Source organism: Blautia sp. OF09-25XD, assembly GCF_003482095.1.
In the GTDB taxonomy this organism is placed as follows: domain Bacteria; phylum Bacillota; class Clostridia; order Lachnospirales; family Lachnospiraceae; genus Fusicatenibacter; species Fusicatenibacter saccharivorans.
This window is the reverse complement of sequence record NZ_QUMG01000007.1, coordinates 13,454-38,496: the sequence shown is the minus strand read 5'-3', so window position 1 is coordinate 38,496 and position 25,043 is coordinate 13,454. Positions and strand designations below refer to the sequence as shown.

The 25,043-nt window shown below is 49.8% G+C and carries 23 protein-coding genes, 7 tRNA genes, 1 pseudogene and 1 riboswitch; of the genes and pseudogenes, 4 read left to right on the top strand and 27 right to left on the bottom strand.

Annotated elements, in window-relative coordinates; genetic code table 11:
- Positions 1-67: 67 nt before the first annotated feature.
- The 19 genes and pseudogenes from rho to DXA93_RS20545 form a co-directional block, all read right to left on the bottom strand.
- A complete protein-coding gene (gene rho, locus DXA93_RS07485; RefSeq protein ID WP_119208003.1) occupies positions 68-1,732 on the bottom strand; it encodes a transcription termination factor Rho in 1,665 nt (554 codons plus the stop codon).
- Between the two features lie 285 nt (positions 1,733-2,017).
- Positions 2,018-2,099, bottom strand: a tRNA-Leu gene (locus tag DXA93_RS07480).
- A gap of 69 nt (positions 2,100-2,168) precedes the next feature.
- A tRNA-Lys gene (locus DXA93_RS07475) sits at positions 2,169-2,241 on the bottom strand.
- Between the two features lie 18 nt (positions 2,242-2,259).
- Positions 2,260-2,331, bottom strand: a tRNA-Gln gene (locus DXA93_RS07470).
- A gap of 19 nt (positions 2,332-2,350) precedes the next feature.
- Positions 2,351-2,424: transfer RNA gene (locus tag DXA93_RS07465), tRNA-His, on the bottom strand.
- 46 nt (positions 2,425-2,470) lie between these two features.
- Positions 2,471-2,544, bottom strand: a tRNA-Arg gene (locus DXA93_RS07460).
- 26 nt (positions 2,545-2,570) lie between these two features.
- A tRNA-Gly gene (locus DXA93_RS07455) sits at positions 2,571-2,641 on the bottom strand.
- A gap of 6 nt (positions 2,642-2,647) precedes the next feature.
- A tRNA-Pro gene (locus DXA93_RS07450) sits at positions 2,648-2,722 on the bottom strand.
- Between the two features lie 320 nt (positions 2,723-3,042).
- The gene (locus DXA93_RS07445; protein WP_330415456.1) at positions 3,043-3,528 is read right to left on the bottom strand and encodes a metallophosphoesterase family protein; all 486 of its coding nucleotides are present in this window, start codon (positions 3,526-3,528) and stop codon (positions 3,043-3,045) included.
- A 14-nt stretch (positions 3,529-3,542) separates the two neighbouring features.
- Positions 3,543-4,145: an XTP/dITP diphosphatase gene (locus DXA93_RS07440; RefSeq protein ID WP_117760504.1), complete on the bottom strand. Its 603-nt coding sequence runs from the start codon at positions 4,143-4,145 to the stop codon at positions 3,543-3,545.
- Positions 4,146-4,273: 128 nt separating this feature from the next.
- Positions 4,274-6,004: a carbon starvation CstA family protein gene (locus tag DXA93_RS07435; RefSeq protein WP_119208001.1), complete on the bottom strand. Its 1,731-nt coding sequence runs from the start codon at positions 6,002-6,004 to the stop codon at positions 4,274-4,276.
- Positions 6,005-6,048: 44 nt separating this feature from the next.
- Positions 6,049-6,573 carry a hypothetical protein gene (locus DXA93_RS07430; protein ID WP_055219714.1) on the bottom strand — a complete coding sequence of 175 codons (525 nt, stop codon included), beginning with the start codon at positions 6,571-6,573 and terminating at the stop codon, positions 6,049-6,051.
- A 161-nt stretch (positions 6,574-6,734) separates the two neighbouring features.
- Positions 6,735-7,892 carry a THUMP domain-containing class I SAM-dependent RNA methyltransferase gene (locus DXA93_RS07425; RefSeq protein WP_022462631.1) on the bottom strand — a complete coding sequence of 386 codons (1,158 nt, stop codon included), beginning with the start codon at positions 7,890-7,892 and terminating at the stop codon, positions 6,735-6,737.
- Positions 7,893-7,908: 16 nt separating this feature from the next.
- Positions 7,909-8,451 carry a phosphodiesterase gene (yfcE, locus tag DXA93_RS07420; RefSeq protein WP_022462632.1) on the bottom strand — a complete coding sequence of 181 codons (543 nt, stop codon included), beginning with the start codon at positions 8,449-8,451 and terminating at the stop codon, positions 7,909-7,911.
- A gap of 106 nt (positions 8,452-8,557) precedes the next feature.
- Positions 8,558-8,875 carry a rhodanese-like domain-containing protein gene (locus DXA93_RS07415; RefSeq protein ID WP_022462633.1) on the bottom strand — a complete coding sequence of 106 codons (318 nt, stop codon included), beginning with the start codon at positions 8,873-8,875 and terminating at the stop codon, positions 8,558-8,560.
- Between the two features lie 119 nt (positions 8,876-8,994).
- Positions 8,995-9,195 carry a hypothetical protein gene (locus tag DXA93_RS07410; protein WP_055227027.1) on the bottom strand — a complete coding sequence of 67 codons (201 nt, stop codon included), beginning with the start codon at positions 9,193-9,195 and terminating at the stop codon, positions 8,995-8,997.
- 509 nt (positions 9,196-9,704) lie between these two features.
- Positions 9,705-11,069, bottom strand: a complete 1,365-nt coding sequence (locus DXA93_RS07400) for an alanine/glycine:cation symporter family protein (protein ID WP_118697249.1) — start codon at positions 11,067-11,069, stop codon at positions 9,705-9,707.
- Between the two features lie 209 nt (positions 11,070-11,278).
- Positions 11,279-11,369: riboswitch (glycine riboswitch) on the bottom strand.
- Positions 11,370-11,680: 311 nt separating this feature from the next.
- Positions 11,681-13,390, bottom strand: a complete 1,710-nt coding sequence (locus tag DXA93_RS07395) for an ABC transporter ATP-binding protein (RefSeq protein WP_082424887.1) — start codon at positions 13,388-13,390, stop codon at positions 11,681-11,683.
- Between the two features lie 41 nt (positions 13,391-13,431).
- Positions 13,432-15,190 (bottom strand): annotated as a pseudogene (locus DXA93_RS20545) (ABC transporter ATP-binding protein).
- Between the two features lie 137 nt (positions 15,191-15,327).
- On the opposite strand from DXA93_RS20545, the gene DXA93_RS18380 reads away from it, so the two are divergent.
- Together DXA93_RS18380 and DXA93_RS07385 are read left to right on the top strand one after the other, a co-directional pair.
- Entirely contained in the window at positions 15,328-15,498 is a 171-nt protein-coding gene (locus DXA93_RS18380) for a helix-turn-helix domain-containing protein (RefSeq protein ID WP_242998360.1), read from the top strand.
- 50 nt (positions 15,499-15,548) lie between these two features.
- Complete coding sequence (locus tag DXA93_RS07385; protein WP_243036242.1) at positions 15,549-16,184, top strand: LysR family transcriptional regulator substrate-binding protein; 636 nt, start codon at positions 15,549-15,551, stop codon at positions 16,182-16,184.
- A gap of 76 nt (positions 16,185-16,260) precedes the next feature.
- Here DXA93_RS07385 and DXA93_RS07380 read toward each other — a convergent pair whose 3' ends face one another.
- The gene (locus tag DXA93_RS07380) at positions 16,261-17,502 is read right to left on the bottom strand and encodes an Nramp family divalent metal transporter (protein WP_119207999.1); all 1,242 of its coding nucleotides are present in this window, start codon (positions 17,500-17,502) and stop codon (positions 16,261-16,263) included.
- Positions 17,503-17,718: 216 nt separating this feature from the next.
- On the opposite strand from DXA93_RS07380, the gene DXA93_RS07375 reads away from it, so the two are divergent.
- A complete protein-coding gene (locus DXA93_RS07375; RefSeq protein ID WP_055265833.1) occupies positions 17,719-18,201 on the top strand; it encodes an acetyltransferase in 483 nt (160 codons plus the stop codon).
- A 281-nt stretch (positions 18,202-18,482) separates the two neighbouring features.
- Here the strand turns inward: DXA93_RS07375 and DXA93_RS07370 are convergent, their stop codons facing one another.
- From DXA93_RS07370 to DXA93_RS07345, 7 genes are all read right to left on the bottom strand, one after another.
- A complete protein-coding gene (locus DXA93_RS07370) occupies positions 18,483-19,865 on the bottom strand; it encodes a uracil-xanthine permease family protein (RefSeq protein ID WP_022462641.1) in 1,383 nt (460 codons plus the stop codon).
- A gap of 85 nt (positions 19,866-19,950) precedes the next feature.
- Entirely contained in the window at positions 19,951-20,610 is a 660-nt protein-coding gene (locus DXA93_RS07365; RefSeq protein ID WP_117760508.1) for a TatD family nuclease-associated radical SAM protein, read from the bottom strand.
- A complete protein-coding gene (locus tag DXA93_RS07360; RefSeq protein WP_119207997.1) occupies positions 20,610-21,446 on the bottom strand; it encodes a pyridoxamine kinase in 837 nt (278 codons plus the stop codon). The genes DXA93_RS07365 and DXA93_RS07360 overlap by 1 nt, the downstream gene beginning before the upstream one ends.
- A 187-nt stretch (positions 21,447-21,633) precedes the next feature.
- Positions 21,634-22,044: a hypothetical protein gene (locus DXA93_RS07355; RefSeq protein WP_119207995.1), complete on the bottom strand. Its 411-nt coding sequence runs from the start codon at positions 22,042-22,044 to the stop codon at positions 21,634-21,636.
- A gap of 133 nt (positions 22,045-22,177) precedes the next feature.
- Entirely contained in the window at positions 22,178-22,309 is a 132-nt protein-coding gene (locus tag DXA93_RS18915) for a hypothetical protein (protein WP_256372640.1), read from the bottom strand.
- A 186-nt stretch (positions 22,310-22,495) separates the two neighbouring features.
- The gene (locus DXA93_RS07350; protein WP_055219683.1) at positions 22,496-23,419 is read right to left on the bottom strand and encodes a SufB/SufD family protein; all 924 of its coding nucleotides are present in this window, start codon (positions 23,417-23,419) and stop codon (positions 22,496-22,498) included.
- Positions 23,419-24,150: an ABC transporter ATP-binding protein gene (locus DXA93_RS07345; protein ID WP_119207993.1), complete on the bottom strand. Its 732-nt coding sequence runs from the start codon at positions 24,148-24,150 to the stop codon at positions 23,419-23,421. The genes DXA93_RS07350 and DXA93_RS07345 overlap by 1 nt, the downstream gene beginning before the upstream one ends.
- A 229-nt stretch (positions 24,151-24,379) precedes the next feature.
- Here DXA93_RS07345 and DXA93_RS07340 point away from each other — a divergent pair, with 229 nt between their 5' ends.
- Entirely contained in the window at positions 24,380-25,036 is a 657-nt protein-coding gene (locus DXA93_RS07340) for an SDR family NAD(P)-dependent oxidoreductase (protein WP_055265843.1), read from the top strand.
- Positions 25,037-25,043 lie beyond the last annotated feature (7 nt).

Genomic DNA, 25,043 nt, shown 5'->3' with positions numbered 1-25,043 from the left:
CTGACAAAATCTCATCAACCTTGCACAGCTTTCTCATTGTATCACACAATTTTGAAAATTGCAAGCCTTATACTATTTTTTGTTTCTTTAAAATTTGAATCAGTTCGCCGTTGTTTCTGGTACGGTCAAACATGTTCAGAATATTTTCCACGGCTTCCTCGGATTTCATGCCGTTTAATGCTTTCCGCATATTGTAAACGGCCTCCTGCTCATCTGGTGTCAGAAGCAGATCTTCTCTTCTTGTTCCCGATTTGGCTATGTCGATGGCCGGGAAGACGCGGCGTTCCTGCAGTTTCCGGTCGAGCACGAGTTCCATGTTTCCGGTGCCTTTGAATTCCTCGTAAACGACATCGTCCATCTTGCTTCCGGTGTCCACAAGCGCCGTTGCAAGAATCGTCAGGCTTCCGCCCTCGCGCATGTTTCTGGCCGCGCCGAAAAACCGTTTCGGCATGTAGAGTGCTGCCGGATCGAGACCGCCGGAAAGGGTACGGCCGCTCGGCGGAACGGTCAGGTTGTAAGCTCTGGCAAGACGTGTGATGCTGTCGATGAAGATCGTAACGTCTTTTTTACTCTCCACAAGACGTTTCGCGCGCTCAATGACCATCTCGGACACGCGTTTGTGGTGCTCCGGCTGCTCATCAAACGTGGAATAAATAACCTCCACATTGGAGCCCTGGATCGCTTCTTTGATGTCGGTGACCTCCTCCGGCCGCTCGTCGATCAGAAGGATGATTAGATACATCTCCGGGTTGTTCAGCAGGATGGATTTTGCCGCATCCTTCAAAAGCGTCGTTTTTCCGGCTTTCGGCGGGGAGACGATCATGCCTCGCTGGCCTTTTCCGATCGGACTTACAAGATCCACGATCCGCATCGCCATGCTTCCGCCCGGGCGCTCAAGGCGCAGCCGCTCATCCGGGAAGACCGGTGTCATATCTTCGAAATTGCCGCGGCGCATGATCTGGTCGAGCGGCAGATTGTTGACGCTCTTTAAGTATAAAAGGGCGCTGAATTTTTCGGTTGCGGACTTTACTCTCGTGTTTCCGCGGATGATATCTCCCGTTTTCAGTCCGAAACGGCGGATTTGGGACGGAGAAACGTAGACATCGCTGTCGCCCGGCATATAGTTGTCGGAGCGGATAAATCCAAATCCGTCCGGCATGACCTCGAGGATGCCGCAGGCCTCCTGGCCGCTGTCGAGCGTGCTGGTTTCCTGACGCGGTTCCTGTCTCGTCTCTGATCTTGCTTCCTGACGCAGCGGCTCCTGTCTCATTTCCTGCCCTGCTTCCTGACGCGGCTCCTGTCTTTGCTCTTCCTCACGGTTATTCTGATTATAATTTCGTGGTTCCTGAAATCTACGCTCATTGAAACGCGGCGCTCTTGGACGGTACTCCTGGCGCTCTCCGTTTTCACTGCGCTCTTCCCGGCGGACATACCGCGGTCTCTGGTACGGACGCGCGGTGCCGTTTTCCGAGGTTTCCCGATTCTGGCGCTCCATACCGTCCTCCCGCTTTTCCTGCGGTTCCTGATTCTGATCCTGTACAGTTTCCGTCTTTTTTTCCTCTTTTAGAACCGCCGGCTCTTCCATGTTTTTCTGGTTTTCTTTCTGATCTTCTTCCAGCATCCGCTCAATCAGCGCTTCTTTCCGCAGGGTGGAAATCCCCTTCATGTTTCTGGATTTTGCCAGCGCTTTCAGCGTGCTCAAAGGCAATGACTCATACTTTTCTCTTGTCATACCATTTTTCCTCTATCTATTCTCTATTTGATTTTCGGTTCTGTTTGGAGTTTTTAAGATATTTGATGCGCGAATATTTTTGCTGCAATTATTTAGAATCTGATTTTTATCATTTTACTGCTGTGGATTTTTCGTTACTGTTCACTCAGCAGTGAAACACTTGCTGTTTCGCTGCGTAAGAAAGTGATTCAGGTGTGAGCAGCCCTCCTTTTGCGAAGCAAAACTTTAAATGAGGGCTGCGAATGTTACAGTTCGCAGGGAACCTGTGAACTGTAACGATTTTTCTGCGGTTAGTGGGACTCGAACCCACACGCCGAAAGGCACAGGAACCTAAATCCTGCACGTCTGCCAATTCCGTCATAACCGCATATTATTTTTTCAAAAAAAGAAAAACCCCATAGAAAACCTCCATGGGCGTTTTCTATGGGTTATTTAGTGAAGCATCGGGGATTCGAACCCCGGACAACTTGATTAAAAGTCAAGTGCTCTACCGACTGAGCTAATGCTCCGTATACTTTTGCATCCAACTGGGCTAGCTGGATTCGAACCAGCGAATGCAGCAGTCAAAGTGCTGTGCCTTACCGCTTGGCGATAGCCAATGTTTCGCCTTGCTGGCAGGGTGGATAAAGGGATTCGAACCCTTGGCCTCCAGAGCCACAATCTGGCGCGCTAACCAACTGCGCTATACCCACCATAATTACGACTTACAGTCTTTTTCACTATTTAATTTTAGTGAAGCGTGCTTGGAGGGATTCGAACCCCCGACCCACGGCTTAGAAGGCCGTTGCTCTATCCAACTGAGCTACAAGCACACAGCTTCTACAAAATTGTAGCAGCAAGCGGGTGATGGGAATCGAACCCACGTATCCAGCTTGGAAGGCTGGTGTTCTACCATTGAACTACACCCGCACGACATCGGGGTGACAGGATTCGAACCTGCGACCTCCTGGTCCCAAACCAGGCGCTCTAGCCAAGCTGAGCCACACCCCGTAAACAAGGTTTCCCGATTTGCGTTTAACCCTTTCGCGCTCGACGCAAGATTTATTATATTACATTGTTTTCGGTTTGTCAACACTTTTTTTCATTTTTTTCAAAATGTTTTTTGTGTTGTTTTGTTCTCACCGGACAACAAAAAGATCTTATCATATCTTTTCTCATCTGTCAACACCTAAATTGTATTTTTTTGACAAACTTTTTAAGGATTAGTCAGAACCTGCTCCGGTACTACCCTGTTTTCTTTGGAATAGTCATGTTAGTTGCGATAATTCATTCGATTTTGGGCTGTTTTCCGCCCTTTTTCGACCCGTTTTTTAATCCAGATACTTGATTTCCACCGAAAGCTCATGCTCTTCGTTGATCGCCAGCATGGCATAGCTTGGTTTTCTTCCCATCTGACGCGGATACGTGAGGCTGCCCGGATTGACAATCCAGAGATTTCCACGCTTTTCTGCGACCGGCCGGTGCGTATGGCCGAACAGTACGATATCCACACCCCTGGAAAGTGCCTCCGCATAGATTCCCTCCAGGCCGAGCGATACGCCGTAGTTATGACCGTGTGTGATAAAGGCACGGTAATCATCAATGTTCACCTGAATCTCCGCCGGGAGGTCTGAAAACCAGTCATTATTTCCCATGACCATATAGCACGGGCCGTTTACCTTGGATTTGATCAGGTCATCCATCCCTTCCACGTCACCGCAGTGGATCATGCCGTCGAACTCCTCACGTTCCATGGCCTCCTCAAGGTTATACATCCGTCCATGGGTATCGCTCACTATCAGAAATTTCATACTCATTCTCTTCCCTCTTCTTATTTCAAATATGATGCAATCTGTTCTTTCATCGCCGCCAGTGCTTTTCCTCTGTGGCTGACTGCGTTTTTCTCTTCCGGAGAAAGTTCTGCGGTCGTGCGGCTCATATCCGGCAGATAGAAAATCGGGTCATAGCCAAAACCGTTCTCCCCGCGTTCCTCGTAACCGATTTTTCCCTCGATCGTTCCTTTGGTGGTACAGACTGTTCCATCCGGGAAGGCAGCTGCAATCACACAGACGAATCGTGCCGTTCTTTTTTCCACCGGCACGCCCTCCAGGCGGTCAACGAGGCTCTGATTTTTGATGCGGTAGGACGTATCCTCTCCCATATATCTTGCCGAATAGACACCAGGCTCGCCGTTTAAGGCATCTACTTCCAGACCGGAGTCATCCGCCAGCACGATCATGTCGCCGTCTGTGCATCCGGCAACGGTCTGTGCTTTGATTTTTGCATTCTCCTCAAAGGTTTTGCCGTTCTCATCGATCTCAACCGAAATGCCGGCTTCTTTCATCGAATAAATTTCCACCGGCAGATCCGCAAGGATTTCACGGATTTCTTTCATTTTGCCGGCGTTTCCTGTTGCAAATACAATTTTTTTCATAACCGTTTTCCTTCTTTCACGCTGAAATAACTTGCGATCATTATACCGTATGTGTGACGCAAACACAAGAACCCTGTCACAAAAAAAGACCCCCGTTTTTATCCGGGAGCCTTTTTTGTAATCACACATTATTTTGCTTTTTTCTGATTTGCCAGAGTCTTGAATCCATCGACAGCCAGGATCAGCGCCAGGATGACAAGCAGGCCTGCCAGCACGATACGTGCTACGCACCAGCCGATGCCAACGCCTGCGCCAAGGCCCTTGAAGTTTGCGATCAGGGTCTGTACAAGGGATGTGATGGTTACGATCAGCATGAATACCATCGGGAACAGGAACATTTTGTTGTTTTTGCCGACTTTTCCGAGCCAGGTGGCAACAGCAAGAAGTCCGATGGCTGCCAGCAGCTGGTTGGATGCACCGAACAGCGGCCAGATTTTGGAATAACCGGTCAGGCCAAGGCCGATGCCGAGTACTACGGTGATAACGGTTGATACAACCGGATTGGTCAGAACGGCTTTGTAGCCGGTTGCCTCTTTGTAAGTCTGTCCCGGCTCAAGCCAGAACTCCTGGAACATGTATCTTGCCAGACGGGTTGCGGTATCCAGAGAAGTCAGGCAGAATACCGATACAGTCAGAACCAGCAGAGAGTACAGTACATGAGTCGATCCGCCAAGTCCCGGAATGGTTGCTACCATCTCGGAGATACCGGTTGCAAATACAGCGGTCGGAACAACGGTGGTTCCGTCTGCGTATCTGGACCAGATGTAGCCGACTGCACACAGAGATACAATCGCAAGCGCACACTCAATCAGCATACCGCCGTATGCGATCGGGCGGGCATTTTTCTCATTGTCAAGCTGTTTCGATGTAGTTCCTGAACCAACGAGTGAATGGAATCCGGAAATTGCTCCGCAGGCGATGGTTACGAACAGGGCCGGGAACATAAATCCAAGAGAACTTCCGGTCGGAGCCAGCGTATCTTTGAATCCGGTGAATGCCGGGATATCCAGGGATGCATGGCCCATCAGAGCACTTCCGATGACACCGACAGCGGCTACGATCATCATGAAGTACAGAAGGAAGGAGCTTAAGTAGTCACGCGGCTGAAGCAGAATCCAGACCGGTGCAACAGAAGCTACGGTGATATAGATACCAACGATTACCATCCATGCTGTCTCAGAGAGATAGATCGGATGGAAGTTTAATCCAACAACAACGCAGACAACGATAGCTGCAACGCCTGCGATGGTGGAAACGCCAAGAGATACATTTTTTCTGTATACCATGAAGCCGAACACAACAGCAAGTACGATAAACAGAATGGAAATCATAGCGGTTGTTGCATTTGCAGAACTTGCTGCCACATCGACAGCGCCGCTCTCGGTATAGGCTGCCTTGAAGGTATTGGCAACGATGGAACCGAAGGCTGCAACAACAAGAATCAGGGTCAGGTAAGCGAAAACGATAAAGAGTTTTTTCGCTTTACTTCCCATGGTGTCTGCGATAACCTCGCCGATGGACTGTCCTTTGTGGCGCAGGGATGCAAACAGTGCGCCGTAATCATGAACGCCTCCAAAGAAGATACCGCCGATGAGTACCCATAAAAGAACCGGAACCCATCCAAAGACAGCGGCCTGAATCGGTCCGTTGATCGGGCCTGCGCCTGCGATGGATGAGAAGTGATGTCCCATTAAGACAGGAGCTTTGGCAGGAACGTAGTCCACACCGTCCTCCTCGGTGAATGCAGGGGTTTTCCGTTTCGGATCAACGCCCCACTGCCCGGCAAGCCATTTTCCGTAGAATACGTATCCGGCGATCAGAATGCCGATTCCGACAACCAGTACAAGAATACTATTCATTTGTTTTTTCCTCCCTCTTTTTGGTAGAATAAATTTATAGATAACTAAGACCGGAACATCTTAGCATATCCCTTTACCAATTCCCAAGCCGCCCGGTTTCCAAACACTTTCTGTTCTGCCGTATCAAAGACGAGCAGCCGCACCTGACAGTAGCCTCTCAAAGAAAACCGGTAATTTTTATAATACTTATATTTTCGGATTTTCTTCTTTACGCTGTCCGCAACCGGTTTGTCCGCAAAAAAAATACCGGTGACCAGCGTGTACATGTGGTCGGTATCCGGTACTTCCTTCCCCTCGCGAACCACCTTTGGCTCTATCCATTCTGTCAGGTCCGTCAGAAATGTTTCGACGTCCTGGTCGTTCAGTTCTTCCACCGCTTTAAAATACGCATGCTCATGACAGCTGATCCTCCACAGCTCTGCTTTCTTTGAGAGCACGTATTTTGCGCCGCTCTCGTGGTAGCTTGCACAGGCATCGTATGTATGGCCGTTTACTTCGGACGGCTTTACGATATCGTAGCTCCTCTCGTAGGAATGCAGCAGCCTGTCTCTGATCTCCTGTCCGTTCATGGTTTCCTCCGCTTGATGAAAAAATTTCGCATGAGGACAGTTTAGCACAGTAGTGCAGTGATTTCAAGAAAATATTAAACTTTTCTAAAATTCTTCTTTTAATTTTTGTTATCAAAAAGGAGCAACGCCAAAAATCATTCGGCATTGCTCCTCCATTTGTATTATTTCTGTTCTTTTTCCCGGCGCGGCGGCTTCGGTCCCGCGTACTGGTAAAAGTAGGTTTTCAGCATTCCATTGTAAATTTTACGGTTTTTATCCGCCTTTTTGCCGAGATACCGCTCGGCATCCTCGTAGCTCGTGATCAGATACATCGACCAGGAATCGAGAGCGCGGTACCGCTCTCCTAATGTCTGATACAGGGCCGGAAGATCTTTTTTGTCCTCCAGGCGCTCACCGTACGGCGGGTTGGTAATCAGAAAACCGTATTTTTTCGGGTGCGACAGCTCGGCAACCGGACGCTGCTGGAAATGGATCAGGTGATCCACACCGGCCAGCTTTGCGTTCTCTCTGGCACTCTTGATGACATCTCCGTCGATATCAAAGCCCTGAATATCTGTCTCAATATCGTTCCGGATCCGGTAGCGTGCATCCTCCGCCGCATCCATCCAGCATTTTTTCGGCACGAGGTGCGTCCACTGCTCCGCAAGGAAAGAACGGTTGAGACCCGGTGCAATATCGGCCGCCATCATGGCCGCCTCGATCGGGAACGTACCGCTTCCGCAGAACGGATCGACAAGAATCCGGTCACCCTTCCACGGAGTCAGCATGATAAGTGCTGCGGCAAGGGTCTCGGTGATCGGCGCTTTCGCGGTCAGCTTGCGGTAGCCTCTCTTATGAAGGGAAACGCCGGAGGTATCGAGTCCGATCGTAACCTCGTCTTTTAAAATCGAAACACGGATCGGGTACTGTGCACCGTCCTCCGGGAACCACTCCATGTGGTAGACCTGTTTCAATCGCTCGACAATCGCTTTTTTCATAATCGACTGGATATCGGACGGGCTGAAGAGCTTACTCTTGATGGAGTTTGCCTTCGTTACCCAGAACTTTCCGTTTTTCGGGATAAATTTCTCCCACGGGAGCGCTTTTGTCGCTTCAAAGAGTTCATCGTACGTTTCGGCGTGGACCTGTCCTACTTTGAGCAGGATACGCTCGGTCGTGCGAAGGAACAGGTTGGCGTAGGCGATTCCCTCTGCATCTGCAAGAAACGTTACTTTTCCATCCTCCACGCGCTCGATTTCGTAGCCGAGGTCGAGGATTTCACGTTTCATCACCGCCTCCAGGCCGAAGTGGCACGGGGCGATCAGTTCATATAATTCCATACTCTCCCGTCCCCTCTTATAATGTGAGCTGTTTTACGACGGTGCCGTCAAAGCCTTTGATCGTAAATACGCCGTCCTCGAGGATTGCATAGGTCGGGATATTGCCCTCTTTCGGCAGAGATACAGAACCCGGGTTCAGAAAGGTGTGTGCGCCTTTTTTCTCGGCACGCAGGACGTGGGTATGGCCGTACAGGAAGATATCTCCATCCATCAGCGGCGGCAGATTCTGCTCATTGTAGATGTGGCCATGGCTCATATAGAAGGTATGGCCTCCCTCGATCAGGATGCCGTAATCTGCCAGCACCGGGAACTCCAGTACCATCTGATCTACTTCTGCGTCGCAGTTTCCGCGCACGTTGGTGAGGTACTGTTTTTTCTCATTCAACATGGCGATGACCTGTTTCGGTGCGTATTCTTTTGGAAGATCGTTTCTCGGGCCGTGATAGAGAAGGTCGCCTAACAGAAACAGGCGGCTTGCGCCCTCTGCCTCGAAGGCTTCCAGCATTTTTCTGCAGTAATAGGCAGAACCGTGAATATCAGATGCAAACATGTATTTCATATCGTGATCTCTCTTTCGTTTTGTGGTTTGGTTTTGTATTGTTTTCTGTTTCATCTTACCGTATCTTTTCCCGCTTGACAAGAAGAAATGTTGGATTGCCGCCCCATTACAGCTCTTCTCCCGCCACCAGATATCGTCCGCGGTATGCATGCATTCCGCCGATGACCGTTTTGACCTCGTATCCGTTCTCCGCCAGCCGCTTTCCCTCCGCCATGCTCGCGGCACCCCGCTCACAGCAGATCACAAGAATTTTGTCCCGCGGCAGACAGACCCGTTCGAGCAGATGGTCATAGGGAAGATTCACCGCTCCTTTCACATGCCCTTTTTCGTATTCCCGCCGGTTCCGCACATCGATGATCATCGCCCACGGTTTTCCCACGTACCAGTCCAGCTGGTCTGCCGCCAGCAGTGTCATGCCTGCCATATCCTGGTCCCCCTCTCCGGATCTGACTTTCTCTCCTGTTTTATATGTATGCAGAAACCGGCGGCAGAGTCCGTATGGGACCCTCCGCCGGCTTTTTCTGCCGGAATCCCAAGGTTTACTTAGTATTTTTCATACTCATCCTTCTCGTCCTGCTCCCGGTTCTGCTGACCGTAGGATGACATCTCACGGTCTTTCACATGATTGCAGTCTCTGCTGTTCTTCTGGTTTTTGCTGTATTCGCTTTTCTCGTATCCGTTTTTGCTGTACTCGTTTTTGCTGTATTCATTTTTGCTGTATTCATTTTTGCTGTTTCTGGTCATAATCTTGTTTCCTCCTGAATGTTTTTTTGTCCTGCGACATCCTTTAGTATCGCTTTTTCCGCGCAGATTATGCATCCAGAACCCTGTTTTTCCACGGTATCTGTTCCAAAGTGGGGAATGCAAGCCCAAAAATACAGTGTTTTTCCTGCTTTCGGACCACTGCTTTCCAAATTGTGGTAATTTTTTCCAACTTTTGAATTTCGATGTTGCTTTTTCCCGTTATCTGTATTATAATCAATTTTGTAAAAGAATTTACCCTTCATAAATTTTTTTACAATTAATAACCCCTTATTAATTATTTATACTCCCCTTGAAAGATCGGTAGCTCCCCTGCCGGTCTTTCTTTTTGCAATTATTCAGAGCCATGCAAAATTTCAAGAAGAACTGTGAGTCATGCTCGCATGAACGAACAGTTCTTCTTGAAATTTTATGTGGCTCTGAATAATTGCAAAAAGGAGGAAAGTCTGCATCAGCAGACTTTCCTCCTTTTTCCCGTTCTGTATATATGATTAGAATTCTACTTTTTCACCTTTTGCCGCTTTTGCTACGGTTCCTGCGAGGACGATCAACGCCATGAGGTTTGGAATTACCATCAGGCCGTTAAAGAGGTCTGACAGGTTCCATACGAGATCCACTTTCAGCAGAGAGCCGAGGAAAACGAACACAACGACGATCAGCGAGAACGGAACGACTGCTTTCTTTCCGAACAGATACTGTACGTTCTGTCTTGCGAAAAAGTACCATCCGACGATGGTCGAGAATGCAAAGAACAGAAGACAGATCGCTACGAACGCCGGTCCGAAGCCTTTGAGGCCGGTTCGGAATGCCGCCTGTGCGACCGGGGTTCCTTTAACACCGGTACTCATCATCTCTTCCAGAACGCCGGAAGAAAGAATAACGAGAGCGGTCATGGTCAGGACAACGAAGGTATCAATAAAGACACCGATCATCGCTACTTCACCCTGATCCTCCGGGTTCTCGACATCGGCAATCGCATGGGCATGCGGGGTGGAACCCATACCGGCTTCATTAGAGAAGAGGCCTCGGGCAACACCGTAACGCATGGCTTTCCGCACGGTAATACCGGCTGCTGCACCAAATACGGCGTCCGGACGGAATGCACAGATAAAGATCGAAGCAATCGCTGACGGCACATGCTGGATGTTGATCAGAATAACAACAAGGGCTCCGACGAGATACAGTGCTGCCATCACCGGAACAACTTTTTCGGTGAAGGATGCGATACGGGAGATACCTCCGATGAAAATGAATGCGGCGAGAACGGCTACAATCACACCCATCACCCATTTCGGTACGGAAAATGCGGTGTAGAACGCATCACTGATGGAGTTCGACTGTACCATATTTCCCATAAAGCCAAGCGCCAGAATAACGGCTACGGCAAAGAAGCCTGCCAGTGCTTTTCCAAACGTTCCCTTGAATGCGTGGGTAATGTAGTAAACCGGTCCTCCGATGATTTCCCCGCTCTCATCGCGGCGTTTGGAGATCTGCGCGAGATACGCCTCGCCGTAGATCGTTGCCATGCCGAAGAACGCAGCAAGCCACATCCAGAAGATGGCTCCCGGGCCGCCGGATACGAGTGCGGTCGCACATCCTGCGATGTTTCCGGTTCCGACCTGTGCGGCGATCGCTGTTGCAAGCGCCTGGAAGGAAGTCATGCCGTCTTTTCCGGCCTTCTTACCCTTTAACGAGAAACCGCCGAAGACGCGGTTCCACGCGGTCTTAAACTTTCTTACCTGTACAAAGCGGGTCCGAACAGAGAAATAAACTCCCGTACCTACCAGCAGAAACAGCAGTACGCTGTTCCAGAGCACATCACTGATCTGCGCAATTGCCTGATTCAATGCATCCATTTTCTTTTCTCCCTTTCCATTCGACGTATGGTCTGAACGATGTGGATCACACATCCGCACCGTTTTGAGAAAAAAAATACCATCTCCTGCGGAATTTTTCCTGCAGAACATGGCTCTGATTGAAAAATACAGCAAAAAACCGCGCTTCCGGAATTTTTTCGTTTCTGCGCACCGCTTTTTTTGTTCCGCGGCTGTTTTTCTTCTGTATCTTTTTTGACTCTGTCCTTTTGCCTGAGAGATTCTGCATCGCTGCATTGCACCTTCGGCACTCTTTTCAAGAGCTTCTCCAGAGACCACTCCGTTTTTAGTCCTCGCCGTCTCCCGTCCGTTCTTGTTTTAAGAAGAGAACCAGCACCTGAAAGTTTTACTTCTTCGGTCGTGCACCTTTCGAAAATTAAATTTCCAAAAGCTCTCCGCACATTTTCTAAAAACTTCTACGTCTTTTTTTATTTTTGTAAAACTATAGCACCTGTGATAGGATTCGTCAATACCCCATGCCGTATTTTTTTCAGAATATTGCAAAAACATATAAAAAATCAGCAGATCTGAGCGCGCACGCCTCAAAATCGCATGCGCGGCACAGATCTGCTGTTCTCTTTTCCAAATATCTTTTATGACGCCTGGAACTGGCTGTTGTACAGATTGTAGTAGAAGCCTTTCTTCTCAAGAAGCTCCTCATGGCGTCCCTGCTCGATGATCTTTCCATCTTTCATGACGAGGATCAGCGAAGCGTTGCGGATCGTGGACAGACGGTGGGCAACGACGAAACTCGTTCTGCCCTGCATCAGCTTGTCAAACGCCTCCTGAACCTGCAGTTCGGTACGGGTATCGATGCTGGAGGTCGCCTCGTCGAGGATCAGCATCGGCGGCAGGCAGAGCATGACACGGGTGATACAGAGAAGCTGTTTCTGCCCCTGGCTGATGCTGTCTTCGCTGAGAACCGTGTCAAGTCCCTTCGGCAGACGCTTGATAAACTCCCAGCTGTGTGCCTCTTTGGCCGCATTGATGATCTCCTCTTCCGTCGCATCCGGCTTTCCGAAGCTGATGTTGTCGCGCACGGTTCCCTGTTTGATCCAGGTATCCTGCAGCACCATACCAAAGCAGCTGCGGAGCGCATGGCGGGACAGTTCGTCGATCGGCTTTCCGTCGATGCAGATCTTTCCGGCATCGACATCATAGAAGCGCATCAGCAGGTTGATAAACGTCGTCTTTCCGCATCCGGTCGGGCCGACAATGGCAACACGCATGCCCGGCTGTACGTCAAGATTAAAGTTCTCGATCAGTTTTTTCTCTTTGTCATAACTGAATGCTACATCATCGATCGTCACATTTCCCGTCACGGTATCGATCGTTCCGGCCGGGTCTGCACTTTCCTCTTTCTCTTCCAGAAGAGCAAAGATACGGCCTGCGCAGGCAAGCGCGTTCTGCATCTCGGTGATAACGGAACTGATATCATTGAACGGTTTCATATACTGATTTGCGTACGACAGCAGAACGGAAAGTCCGCCGACGGTCAGCGCGCCGCCCGGGATCATGAAAGCTCCCACAAGGGCAACACCGGCATAGATCACGTTGTTGACAAAACGGGTGGACGGGTTCGTTAAGGAACTGTAGAACACGGCCTGCTGGCTGTATTTCTGCAGATCTTTGTTGATCTCTGCAAAACGCTCGGAAGCTTTTTCCTCATAGCCGAACGCTTTGACTACTTTCTGGTTTCCGATCATCTCATCGATGAGTGCGGTCTGTTTTCCTCTCGTCTCACTCTGTTTCTGGAACATTTTGAACGAGCGGCCGGAAATAAATTTTGCCACGAAGAAGCTCAGAGGTGTCAGGCAGATCACAAGAAGGGTGATCCATACGTTCTTCGAGAACATGAAAAACAGTGTCACAATAATGGTTACGATGCCGGAGAACAGCTGCGTAAAGCCAAGCAGAAGACCGTCCGATAAGATATCGGTATCTGCGATAACACGGCTTACGATGTCTCCGGAGCTGTGCTGATCCAGATAGGACAGCGGCAGCACCTGGATATGACGGATCGCCTGGGAACGAAGGTCGCGCACGATGCGGTACGTCATACGGTTGTTGATCAGGTTCATGATCCATGCGGAAAGTGCGGAAACGAGGGTAAAGAATACGATTCGTTTCAGATAGAACCACATCTCCGGGAAATTGACCTGGTGGGCTGCAACAACCTCATCGATCGCATCGCCGAACAGGATCGGAATATAAAGCTGTAAAATAACGGTAACCGCAGCTAGGACAATACTAAGGCCTAAGAAAATTTTATAATTTCCGATAAACGCCATCAGCTTTTTCATGACCTGCATGCCGCTTTTTCCGGACTTGTTTTCTGTCTTTTTCATGCGATCACCCCGCTTTCGTTGTTATAAGCTGCACGCTCTTCCGGGAACTGGGAGAAGTAAATCTCGCGGTAAACCTCGCAGGTTTTCATCAGCTCGTCGTGTGTGCCGTTTCCTTCGAGCGTACCATTTCCAAGAACGAGGATCTGGTCTGCCTGACGGATGCCGGCGATTCGCTGGGATACGAGGAAGGTTGTCGTGTTTCCTTCGAGATTGTGGACGGCTTTGCGGAGTTTTGCATCCGTTGCAAAGTCAAGCGCACTCGAGCTGTCGTCCAGAATCAGGATTTCCGGTTTTTTTACCAGCGCACGCGCAATAGAAAGACGCTGTTTCTGTCCGCCGGAGAGGTTCTTTCCATTCTGCTCCAGCATAAAATCGAGCTGATCCTGTTTGCCTTCTACGACTTCTTTCGCCTGGGCTGTGGTGAGCGCCTCCCAGATTTCTGCATCGGTGGCGTCCTCTTTGCCCCACCTCATATTGTCGCGGATACTGCCTTTAAAGAGCACTGCTCTCTGCTGAACAACACCGACTTTATTGCAGAGCTCTTCTTTCGTGTAATTCTTTACATTCTCGCCGTCTACCATGACGTCACCGCTGGTCGCATCGTAGAAACGGGAAATCAGGCTGACCAGCGTCGATTTTCCGCTTCCGGTACCGCCGATGATTCCGATGGTCTGTCCGCGTTTTGCGGTAAAGCTGATATCCGATAAGCTCTCTGCGCCGGCTCCTGCATAGGTGAAGCTGACATTTTTAAATGTAACAGCTGCATCGCCAGTTACTTTCTTTGCAGCGCCGCCTTTTGCCGGGTAGTTCATGGTTGTCGGAACCGCCAGTACGCCGGAGACACGCTCTGCACAGGCAACGGATTTGTTTAAGGTGATGATGAGCGATGCCAGTTTGATCAGCTCCACGATGATCTGCAGCATGTAGTTGTAAAGTGCGACAACCTGTCCCTGCTGCATACTGCCGATGTTAACCTGAAGCCTGCCTGCCAGATCAGGACAACGGCTGCGATGTTGATGAGGACATAGGTCAGCGGATTTAACAGTGCGGAAATTTTTCCGACAAACTCGTTCAGACAAGTCAGCTCATCGTTGCTCTTTTCGAAATCGGCAACAGACTGCTCCTCACGGCAGAACGCACGGATGACACGGACACCGTTCAGATTTTCTCTTGTCATTCCGGTGACGCGGTCGAGTGCCGCCTGTACCTTTTTGAACAGCGGGATGCTGACCAGCATAATGCCGAATACGGCAACGAATAGGATCGGAATAGTAACCAGGAATACGATGGCACATTTTACGTTGACGGTAAATGCCATCACAACGGAACCGAATACGATAAACGGACTCCGCAGCAGCAGACGCAGACCCATGTTGATTCCGTTCTGCACCTGGTTGATATCGTTGATCAGACGGGTGATCAGCGTATCGGTTCCAATGGTATCCAGCTCCGTAAAGGACAGAGCCTGGATGTGATCAAAGACCGCCTGGCGAAGCTCGGTTGCACAGCCGACGCTCGCTTTTGCCGCGAAATACTGCGCGGTGAAGCTGCAGCAAAGTCCGACTGCCGCCATCAGAACGAGGATTCCAAAACGGCTGACGATGTACGGACGGTTATTGCCTGCGATACCCACATCGATGATCTGGCAACAACCATCGGCACCAGAAGGTCGAATACGACTTCCAGAAGCTTGAACAAAGGAGCGATGATGCTCTCTTTTTTGTAGTGCTTCAAGTAGACTCCAAGACTTTTCATCTTCTTTTTCACTCTCCATTTCTTTGTTTCTTGACATTGACAGTATAATCTCATATGATTAATACGAATAGTATTGTTTTTATAGCTTAGTGATACAATTTTAATATCATAAATAATTTCACGAAAGGAAGTCTCTTATGGAACTGCGCCAGCTTGAATATTTCCGCGTCATCGCCGAAACCGAAAGCATTCACGAGGCCGCCCGCCGCCTCAATATGTCCCAGCCGCCGCTCAGTTATCAGTTAAAGCAGCTGGAAGCCGAACTGAACGTCACTTTATTTGAACGCACCCGCCAGGCGTCCGCCTGACCGAAGCCGGAAAACTGCTGTACGACCGCTCCGCCAACCTGCTCGAGTACGTGAAATCGACGGAGCTTGAGGTCGCAAAGGTCGGCAAAAAGCGGGTTCTGCGCCTCGGCATCACACCGACCACCGTTGCGACGATCATGCCGTGCGTCTCGCTTTTTTCCCGCCGCAATCCCGATGTCAACTTCGAGGTGCACGACGGCATCACCTACACGCTGTACCGCTATCTGATGGACGGCATCATCGACATTTCCATCGCCCGCACGCCGCTGCGGCTCGACGATGTCGACTATAAAATTTTAAGCTCTGAACCTATGATTGCCGTTTCTTCAAAAGATATGCTTCCCGAGAAGAACGGATCGCTAAAGCTCTCGGATCTTTTGAATATTCCGCTCATCATCTACCGCCGGTATGAGGCGCTCATCATGGATGCGTTCCACTCGCGCGGCATGGAGCCCGATCTTTTCTGCGTCTGCGACGATCCCCGCGGCGCGATGCTCTGGGCAAAGGAAGGCCTTGCCACTGCCATTTTCCCGCAGTCCATGAGCTCTCTCTGCCAGGGACTCCGCATCCAGCCGCTCGCAGAAAGCGACCTGGAAACGCAGATCGCCGTGATCTGGAAAAAGGGGCGGAAACTCTCTCCGCTTCTGCAGGACTTTGTCGATGCCTGCATGGAGAGCATATTATAATAGAAGAAGTCCGCTGCGCCGGTCTCTTTTTCAGGGATCAGCGCAGCGGACTTCCTTTTTTTATTTCTCATTCTTTTTACTGCACAAACAGCAGCGCGATATTCAGCAGTGTCACAATCACCGCAATCGCAAACAGGGCAATTTTCAGCCGCAGACTGTTCGCGTATTTTCCCATGACTTTTTTCGAGGACGTCAGATAAATCTGCGTAAATACCGTAATCGGGAGCTGCATTCCAAGAAACATCTGTGAATAGAGAAGGCCCTGGAACGGGGAATCAATCAGAAGAATGACCGCTGCGGCCGGGATCATGGTAAGAAGGATTCCCCAGCGTGTCTCCTTACTCTTGATCTCATACGGCTTGTTAAAAATCCCCGAAAAAATCGTTCCGCCCGCCATTCCCGCGGTGATGCTCGATGAAATTCCGGCGAGCAGAAGCGCTGCTGCAAAAATCACCGATGCGGCATTTCCAAGGAGCGGTGTCAGCATCTTTCCCGCCGTTGCGAGATCATCCACCTGCTTTGCATTCTGTGGCTGGAAAAACGTTGCGGCCGCCATCAGGATCATTGCACTGTTGATGGCCCATCCGATGATCATGGAAAACAGGGTGTCTTTGAACTCATACTTTAACTGGCGCGCAATCATCTCATCATCCTCAAGATTCCACTGGCGGCTCTGAATAATTTCCGAGTGGAGAAACAGGTTGTGCGGCATGACGACCGCACCGAGGACGCTTAAGATGACCGGCATTGAGTGCTCTGGAAACGACGGTTTTACCCAGCCGACAGCCGCCTGCGCCCAGTCGATATCGGCGATCCAGACCTCAAAGAGGAACGAAAAGCCGATCAGCGAGACAAACACAATGATCAGTTTTTCAATCCGTTTGTAAGCACTTGTAAACTCACAGATCAGAACCAGCACGAGAATTATCATGCTGCCGAGCTTGATCGGAATGCCGAACAGCATCTGGAGCGCAACCGCACCGCCGAGGATCTCCGCCATTGCGGTCGCCACCGCTGCCATCATCGCCGTCGCAAGAATCGTGTTTTTCAGCCACGCAGGCAGATAGAGGCTCGCCGCCTCCGAGAGGCACTTTCCCGTGACAATGCCGAGATGCGCCGCATTGTGCTGCAGAAAAATCAGCATGATCGTGGACAGGGTGACCATCCACAGAAGCTCGTAGCCGTAACCCGATCCGGCGGCAATGTTGGATGCCCAGTTTCCCGGGTCGATAAAACCGACCGTGACAAGAAGTCCCGGGCCGAGATAGCGGAGAAAATTCATGCCCGCCGTCTCTTTTCGTTTTCGATTTTGTTTCATATTCTTTCCTTTCTGACAATTTGATACGGAACCGGCCCATCCAGGACCGGCAGAAATCGTTTTGTTGTGGTTTTGGTTACTTTAGTTAGTTGTAACTAACTACATTGTACATAGGATTTTTCAAAAAGTCAAATCCTGTTTTCTCTTTCTTGTGCTTCATCGTCCGCTGTGCTACAATAAAACTGCTTATTTTGAACTAAAAGGAGAATTTTTATCATGATACGACTTGCCGTCCCGGAGGATTTTACTTCGATCATGTCAATCTATGCGTACGCCCGCTCTTTTATGCAGGAAACCGGAAATCCGAATCAGTGGGGAAACCATTTTCCGCCGGAGGAGCTGATTCACAACAGAATCCGTGACAAACAGCTTTTTGTCCTGGAAGAAAACGGCACGCTGCACGGCGCGTTTGCCTTCATCATCGGTGAGGATCCGACGTATCTGCAGATCGACGACGGCTCCTGGCTCTCCGATGCGCCGTATGGCACGATTCACCAGGTTGCCTCAGACGGAACAATCCACGGATTTTTCTCCCAGATCGTCGATTACTGCTGGGCACAGATCCCGCACCTGCGCGTCGATACGCATGCGGACAATCAAATCATGCAGCATCTGATCCAGAAAAACGGATTTGAACGGCGCGGCATCATCTACGTGCTGAACCACTCTCCGCGGATTGCGTTTGAGCGCGTAAAATAAAACACCAAATGAAAACACCGAATCGTCACCGCTTCGCAGACTTTTCAGCCGCGGAATCACCGTTGGATCCAGATAATATAAGGATCCGACGACCTGTCCCATCATCCTCTTTTTCGATCTTTCGTGTGTCATTTTTTACCAACCTTACATCTTCTTACTCTCCAGTATGCACTTGCCCGTACCGAAATGCAAAGAAAATCCGCTTTTTCCCCTCTGTTTCTGCACATTCCTTTGTGCAGAATACAGATGCAGAAAAAACGGATTTTCTTTTGCATTTTTCTTTATGCGTGGATTCCTCTGTTCTCGTCCCCGGACTCGTTTACGCCGAATTCGTAATCATTGCCCGGCAGAATCATGTTCAGCAGGATTCCTGCGATGGCTGCAATGGCAAGTGCAGTCAGGGTGACGGTCGTTCCGCCGATCGTAAAGGAGAGACCGTTGCTGAAGCCCAGTCCGCAGACAAAGATGACGCCCGCGATGATCAGGTTTCTCGATTTGGTCAGGTCTACTTTATTCTCTACCACGTTGCGCACACCGATGGCAGAAATCATACCGTACAGCATGAAGCTAACGCCTCCGATGATAGAGGACGGCATGGTGCTGATGAGTGCCGATACCTTCGGAATGAAGCTGACAATAATCGCAAAGACTGCGGCAATACGGATGACTCTCGGGTCATGTACGCGGCTCAATTCCAGAACGCCGGTGTTCTCGCCGTACGTCGTGTTGGCCGGTCCGCCGATGAAACCTGCCATTGCGGTTGCAAGACCATCACCGAGCAGGGTTCTATGCAGGCCCGGATCAGAAAGGAAGTTCTCTCCTACGGTTGCAGAGATCGCCGACATATCACCGACATGCTCCATCATGGTCGCGATCGCGATCGGTGCCATGATCATAATGCTGGTCAGATCGAATTTGCAGAGCTGCAGCGGCGGAAGTCCGACGATGCCTGCCTGTGCAACCGGCGCAAAGTTGATGATCACGGATCCGTCCGGATTTTTGATGCCGAGTGCATTCAGGACAACTGCCACAGCGTAGGCAATCACAACGCCCATCAGAATCGGAATGATTTTGAGCATTCCTTTTCCCCAGATGTTGAAAATGATGATGACTGCCAGCGCAACCAGTGCCAGGAACCAGTTCGTCGAAGCATTATTAATGGCGGAACCAGCAAGGCTGAGGCCAATGCAGATGATAACCGGACCTGTGACAACCGGCGGCAGGTAGCGCATCACGCGTTTGACGCCGACCATGCGGATGATCAAGGCAAAAATCAGGTACAGAAGACCTGCTACCACAATACCTCCGCAGGCATAGGCTGCCTTGTCGTTGACACTCATGCTGGCATATTTTCCGGTATTCAGGTTTGCAACAGCGGCGAAACCGCTTAAGAATGCAAACGAAGAACCAAGAAATGCCGGTACTTTAAATTTCGCGCACAGATGGAACAGCAGGGTTCCAAAGCCGGCGCAGAACAGTGTGACGGATACGGTAAGACCGCGGGACGGTCCCTCGCCGCATGCGTCTACAAAGTAGCTGTTTACCAGAATCGGCACCAGAATGGTTGCACCGAACATGGCAAACATGTGCTGCAATCCGAGAATCAGCATTTTAGGAATGCCGAGCTTTCTCGCATCGCGGATGACTCCATTAGACTCGTTCATACGTCTCTCCCTCTCTTTTGTTTTTCCTTCCCATTATAGGCGTTATATTCTGGAAATACAAGCGGAAGATTCCGTTCCGCACACTTTAATTTTCAAACGGGCGGACACGAAGGGTAACACCTAATTCATCGCAGATTTCCCGGCATTTCTGAATCTTTTCTTCCGGCATAACTTTCTCGACAACGGTCATCACAACATTCGGCACATACTGTTTTGCAAGTACTGCAAACTCCTTGATCGCCTCGTACGACTGGATGCCGAATTTCGACCGTGTGAGCTCCAGAAATTCTTTTTCATCCGGCGCGTTTAAGGAAATCGAGACGGTATCGAATCTTCCCTTTAATTCCGGGGTGACATCTCTTCCATAGATCAGGTTGGCAAGACCGATCGTATTCAGACGCACTTTCAGGTTCGGATACGTTTCTTTTAAGGAATCGATCACCCGGCAGACATCCTCAAGCCGCTCAAGCGGTTCTCCGAAGCCGCAGAAGACCAGTTCATTGATCACGTTCAGATCGTACTGTGCGAACAGCTCCAGCATCGTCTCAACGGATGGCTCGCCCTCTTTTAACCACAGTGTATTTCCCTCCTGCTGCTGTTTCGTCTGGCGCAGACAGAACACACAGCTGCACGGGCATTTGTTTGTCATGTTGACATAGACATTTTTTCCGGTAAGATCGCCGCTCTTTGCAAGGTCGAGATACCCTTCCTCGCCGACGGCTCCGGTTACAGTATATAAATACATTACGCTTCCTCCGTTAAGTCCTTCATAAACATTTCAAAGCAGAGTCCCCAGTAGCTCGGCACTTCGTTTTCTTCGCAGTAGCGGATGCATTTCGATACGTAATCCGCCGCCTTTTTCACCGACTCGTACAGGCTGTGGCCGTTCAGATACATGCCTGCGATAATTGCCGCAATGACATCTCCCGTACCGCTCCGGTCGCCGCCGATGCGGTCTACCATGACGATCTGGAAATCCTCGCCTTTGTTATAGATAAAGTTGGCAATCTGTGTCTGGTTAAAGTGGATACCCGTCACAACAATATGTTTCGGTCCCCGTTCCGCCAGTTTTGCGCACATTTCTTTCAGCTCCTCAATCGAAGCCCCGTTCTCCGGATATGGCGCATCGAGCAGTGTACAGAGTTCTGTCAGGTTCGGCGTGATGATATCCGCGTAGTGAACCAGCTCTTTCATCTTGTCGCACATCTCTTTCGTGTACGTCCGATACAGCTTCCCATAGTCTCCCATGACCGGATCGACGATGACAAAGTTGCGGTCCGTCTTGAAATGGCGGATAAAATCAAGCACAATATCCACCTGCTGTTCCGATCCTAAAAAGCCGGTCGAGATCGCATCGAAATCGAGCTTCAGATCCTTATAGGTCTGAATGTAATCCTTCATCCGGTCAGTATAATCATCAAAGTAATACGTCGGAAACTGCGTGTGTGCTGAGAGAATTGCGGTCGGAACTGCCACCGCCTGAATCTTCATCGCCGACACGATCGGCGCCATCACAGCCGTTGAGCACCGGCCAAAGCCTGTCAGATCGTTAATCAGTGCTATCTTTTTCTGTTTTTCCATGTTGTTCTCCTCTTTTTTTCAGGATGCCTCCGCATCTGTTTTATGTCTATTTTTGCACACTCGCGTCTTATTTACAAGTTTTTTCCAGACAAAAAGAAAAGGGACTGTCGGGAAATAGACCGCCCCGTATGTAAAATGATCGGATAACTGAATTTTGTCTTTTTTCTGATTCATTTCTGCTCTCTCTTTAAAGTTTTTCCGTCTCCTCGCGCAGCGCTGTCGTCAGCTTTCTTGTCAGCTCAAGATAGCTGTTCAGCTCTTCTGCCGAGAGTTTTCCATATGCACGGATCTCCGCCCCGCGCAGCCGGTCCGTCGTATTTTTCTCCAGTTCCCGTCCGGCATCCGTCAGCAGAATCCTCTTTTTGTTCCGCGTTCCCGGGATGAGCTCGAGCTCCACAAGGCCTATATCACAGAAAATTCCGCCTGTGCCTTCCACGCCCTCGAACACGCCGCTTCCCACAACCGGGAATGCATCATAGTCCTGCAGGCTCTCCGTCTCTTCTACGGTCAGCCCCGCAAGCGCATTGTAGTGCACCGGCAGTGTCTCGCCGAACGGAACGTTGTTGTCCGCATCTTTCACGGCGTGGCGGTACGTCACGATTACGGTTCCGCCGGATCGAGCAGAATGCTCTGGCGCTGGATACGGAACGATGCCAGGGAATCGTAATCGTACACGATCGCCACCTCGTTCTTCACCGGAGCCTCCATCGCCTCTTCGTATTTTTTTCATATCACGGAAGAAACTCTGTATGTCTTACCAGTCCCTGATCGTCAATGCCGAACGCATAGCTGTTGGATCTGGTCTGCAGCAGGAAAATATTTTCGGAATGATTGATCACAATACCCATTTTCGCTTTCCCCATTTCTCTATCTTGTATCTTTCCTTTTTTCAACAGTACAAATTTATCATATGTTAAAAGTCAAAATATTTTACTTTTTATTTTAGTAAAATTTACTACCTGCTTTTGTGAAAAATGCACAAAAAGAGGAATCTCCATCTATGCAGACTGGAAATGCCTCTTTTTTGTTCTCTTGTTTCCTTTTTTTCTTCAGCTCAGGAAGTTTTCAATAATGACGTTTTCCGCCTCCGCTTCCGTCATGCCGAGCGTTCTGAGTTTCAATAGCTGCTCATCATTGATCCGTCCGATCGCCGCCTCGTGGATGATTGCCGCATCCACATGCTTTGCCTGGATCTCCGGAATAGATCCGACCTGGGCGTGATCCATGATGATAGAATCGCACTGGATATGGGCGTGGCATTTGTTTTTGCCGACTGCCTTCGGATGGAAGACCTGGGAGGAATTGCCCTTTCCGACAGAACGTGAAATAATCTGTGCGGAAGAACCGCTTCCGTTCATACATACTTCAATATCCGACTCTGCCTTCTGGTCACCGTCTGTCATCAGACGTTCGAGCACAAACAGTTTGGAGTTTGCATCCATCACAACATTCGTCGTACGAATTGTTGAGTCAACGCCCTTAATCTGTACGGTATCCAGCGTAAAAACGGAATTTTCTCCGATTTCAATATTTGTCACCGGGTTCAGAATCCGCTGTCCCGTTCCGTTTCCCTCGCCATAATGCTTTTCCTCGTAGCGCACGTTGGCATTTTTTCCTACATGAAACGTATGGATACCGTCGTGCCGGCTGTCGTTGCAGCCGCCGTTGTGGATACCGCAGCCCGCTACAATCGTAACATCGGCGCCGTCCGCAACGTAGAAATCATTGTAAACAAGGTCCGTCATGCCGGAAACGCTGACGACAACCGGGATAAATACTTTTTCACCTTTCGTCTCGCCATCGATCAAAATATCAATGCCCGGCTTATCCTCTTTTTTGCGGATTTTGATATGCTCACTGTCACCGTGGCAGAGCGGAATGCCGTTCTGGCGGAGATTGTATGCCCCTTTCTGCTCAAATCCCTCGCTGATCTGATTTAATACGCCCTGGGTTGTCTCATCTACCTGTACCATCAGCATATGCCTCCTTCCTGGCCGCACATCCGGCCTGTTTTCTGCTGGAACAGGGTCGGCAGTACGTCTTCCTTTGTACCGTATTCTTTCACCTGGCCGTCCTCGATCACCATGATCTTGTCTGCCATCTGGATAATGCGTTCCTGATGAGAAATGAGGATCAGACATTCTTTCTTCTCTTTGTGGATTTCTTCAAACCGTTTGATCAGCATGGAAAAGCTCCACAGGTCAATGCCGGCCTCCGGCTCATCGAAAATGCTGACCTTATGCGGTTTTGCAAGAACCGTTGCGATCTCCAGACGCTTCATCTCTCCTCCCGAGAGCGTACCGTCCATCTGGCGGTTCAGGTAATCGGCAGAGCAGAGTCCGACAGCGGAGAGGAGTTTACAGCTCTCGGCTTCCGTCAGTTCTTTTCCGGCTGCCAGCGACAGCATTTTTTTCACCGTCATTCCTTTAAAACGCGGCGGCTGCTGGAATGCATAGCCGATGCCGGCGTTTGCACGGTGGTCAATATCATAACCGGTAATATTTTCCTCATCCAGGAAGATTTCTCCGCCATTGGCGTCCTCAATTCCTGCAAGCACTTTGGCCAGCGTTGATTTTCCGCCACCGTTTGGTCCGGTAATCACCAGCATTTCCCCGTCCTTTACCTCAAAACTGATGTGGTTGACGAGGCAGCGTTTTCTTCCCTCTTCGTTTACTTCAAAGGTAAGATTGTCTACTTTCAGCATATTTGCACCTCTTTTGTTTTCACTCTTTGCAGGGATAATCCCCCTTTCAAAAACTCTACTCCTTCTCCTAAAATCTGTCAATTATTTGTTGCAGTTTGGGAGACTCTTTTGTTTTATGCAGTGATTTTTCCCGTAACATTTTCTTTTCCTGCATTCTTTTTCGTTTCTTCTGGATCGCATGCTGTGTTTGCGGTATAATGAGGGTAATATTTCATCGGGAGGTTATCGTATGCGTGTACTTATTACAGGAACCAGTTCCGGAATCGGGAAGGCGATTGCGGAGAAATTTTTAAAAGAAGGCTTTGACGTTACCGGATTTGACCGGAAGGAGGCTTCAATCAGCCAGGATTCGTATACTCATTTCTGCCTTGATATCCGCGACAGGGAACAGTATCCGGCGCTTGCGCCTTTCGATATTGTCATCAACAACGCCGGTGTGCAGAACGAGAATGATATTGATATCAATTTAAAGGGAACCATCGCAATCACAGAGGCGTATGGCATTCATGACACCATCCGCGCCGTCCTTATGATCGGCTCGGCCAGCGGCCATACCGGAGCTGAGTTTCCGGAATACACGGCAAGCAAGGGCGGTGTGCTCGCCTACACGAAAAACGTGGCACTCCGCATTGCACCGTATGGTGGAACGTGCAACAGCCTTGATTTCGGCGGCGTACTGACCGAGTTGAATCTGCCTGTCACAGAAGACCAAAAGCTCTGGGATCAGATCATGGATCTGACGCCGCTGAAACGGTGGATGACCGTCGAGGAAACGGCGGACTGGGCGTATTTTATGACCGTGACGAACCGGTTCTGCACGGGGCAGAATATTCTGATTGACGGCCTTGAAGCGGGAAACGCACACTTTGTGTGGCCGGATGAATGATTTGTTA

What these genes read in the sequence shown, in the direction of transcription:
- DXA93_RS07370 (WP_022462641.1), bottom strand. Translation starts at nt 19,865, where the DNA reads ATGAACGAGTCTAATGGAGTCATCCGCGATGCGAGAAAGCTCGGCATT.
- DXA93_RS07430 (WP_055219714.1), bottom strand. Translation starts at nt 6,573, where the DNA reads ATGAACGGACAGGAGATCAGAGACAGGCTGCTGCATTCCTACGAGAGG.
- DXA93_RS07425 (WP_022462631.1), bottom strand. Translation starts at nt 7,892, where the DNA reads ATGGAATTATATGAACTGATCGCCCCGTGCCACTTCGGCCTGGAGGCG.
- DXA93_RS07445 (WP_330415456.1), bottom strand. Translation starts at nt 3,528, where the DNA reads ATGAGTATGAAATTTCTGATAGTGAGCGATACCCATGGACGGATGTAT.
- DXA93_RS07375 (WP_055265833.1), top strand. Translation starts at nt 17,719, where the DNA reads ATGATACGACTTGCCGTCCCGGAGGATTTTACTTCGATCATGTCAATC.
- DXA93_RS07435 (WP_119208001.1), bottom strand. Translation starts at nt 6,004, where the DNA reads ATGAATAGTATTCTTGTACTGGTTGTCGGAATCGGCATTCTGATCGCC.
- DXA93_RS07380 (WP_119207999.1), bottom strand. Translation starts at nt 17,502, where the DNA reads ATGAAACAAAATCGAAAACGAAAAGAGACGGCGGGCATGAATTTTCTC.
- DXA93_RS07350 (WP_055219683.1), bottom strand. Translation starts at nt 23,419, where the DNA reads ATGGTACAGGTAGATGAGACAACCCAGGGCGTATTAAATCAGATCAGC.
- DXA93_RS07415 (WP_022462633.1), bottom strand. Translation starts at nt 8,875, where the DNA reads ATGGCAGGCATGACACTGCTGGCGGCAGACCAGCTGGACTGGTACGTG.
- DXA93_RS07345 (WP_119207993.1), bottom strand. Translation starts at nt 24,150, where the DNA reads ATGCTGAAAGTAGACAATCTTACCTTTGAAGTAAACGAAGAGGGAAGA.
- DXA93_RS18380 (WP_242998360.1), top strand. Translation starts at nt 15,328, where the DNA reads ATGGAACTGCGCCAGCTTGAATATTTCCGCGTCATCGCCGAAACCGAA.
- DXA93_RS18915 (WP_256372640.1), bottom strand. Translation starts at nt 22,309, where the DNA reads ATGGGGAAAGCGAAAATGGGTATTGTGATCAATCATTCCGAAAATATT.
- DXA93_RS07400 (WP_118697249.1), bottom strand. Translation starts at nt 11,069, where the DNA reads ATGGATGCATTGAATCAGGCAATTGCGCAGATCAGTGATGTGCTCTGG.
- DXA93_RS07340 (WP_055265843.1), top strand. Translation starts at nt 24,380, where the DNA reads ATGCGTGTACTTATTACAGGAACCAGTTCCGGAATCGGGAAGGCGATT.
- DXA93_RS07395 (WP_082424887.1), bottom strand. Translation starts at nt 13,390, where the DNA reads ATGAAAAAGCTGATGGCGTTTATCGGAAATTATAAAATTTTCTTAGGC.
- rho (WP_119208003.1), bottom strand. Translation starts at nt 1,732, where the DNA reads ATGACAAGAGAAAAGTATGAGTCATTGCCTTTGAGCACGCTGAAAGCG.
- DXA93_RS07365 (WP_117760508.1), bottom strand. Translation starts at nt 20,610, where the DNA reads ATGTATTTATATACTGTAACCGGAGCCGTCGGCGAGGAAGGGTATCTC.
- DXA93_RS07360 (WP_119207997.1), bottom strand. Translation starts at nt 21,446, where the DNA reads ATGGAAAAACAGAAAAAGATAGCACTGATTAACGATCTGACAGGCTTT.
- DXA93_RS07410 (WP_055227027.1), bottom strand. Translation starts at nt 9,195, where the DNA reads ATGACCAGAAACAGCAAAAATGAATACAGCAAAAATGAATACAGCAAA.
- DXA93_RS07440 (WP_117760504.1), bottom strand. Translation starts at nt 4,145, where the DNA reads ATGAAAAAAATTGTATTTGCAACAGGAAACGCCGGCAAAATGAAAGAA.
- yfcE (WP_022462632.1), bottom strand. Translation starts at nt 8,451, where the DNA reads ATGAAATACATGTTTGCATCTGATATTCACGGTTCTGCCTATTACTGC.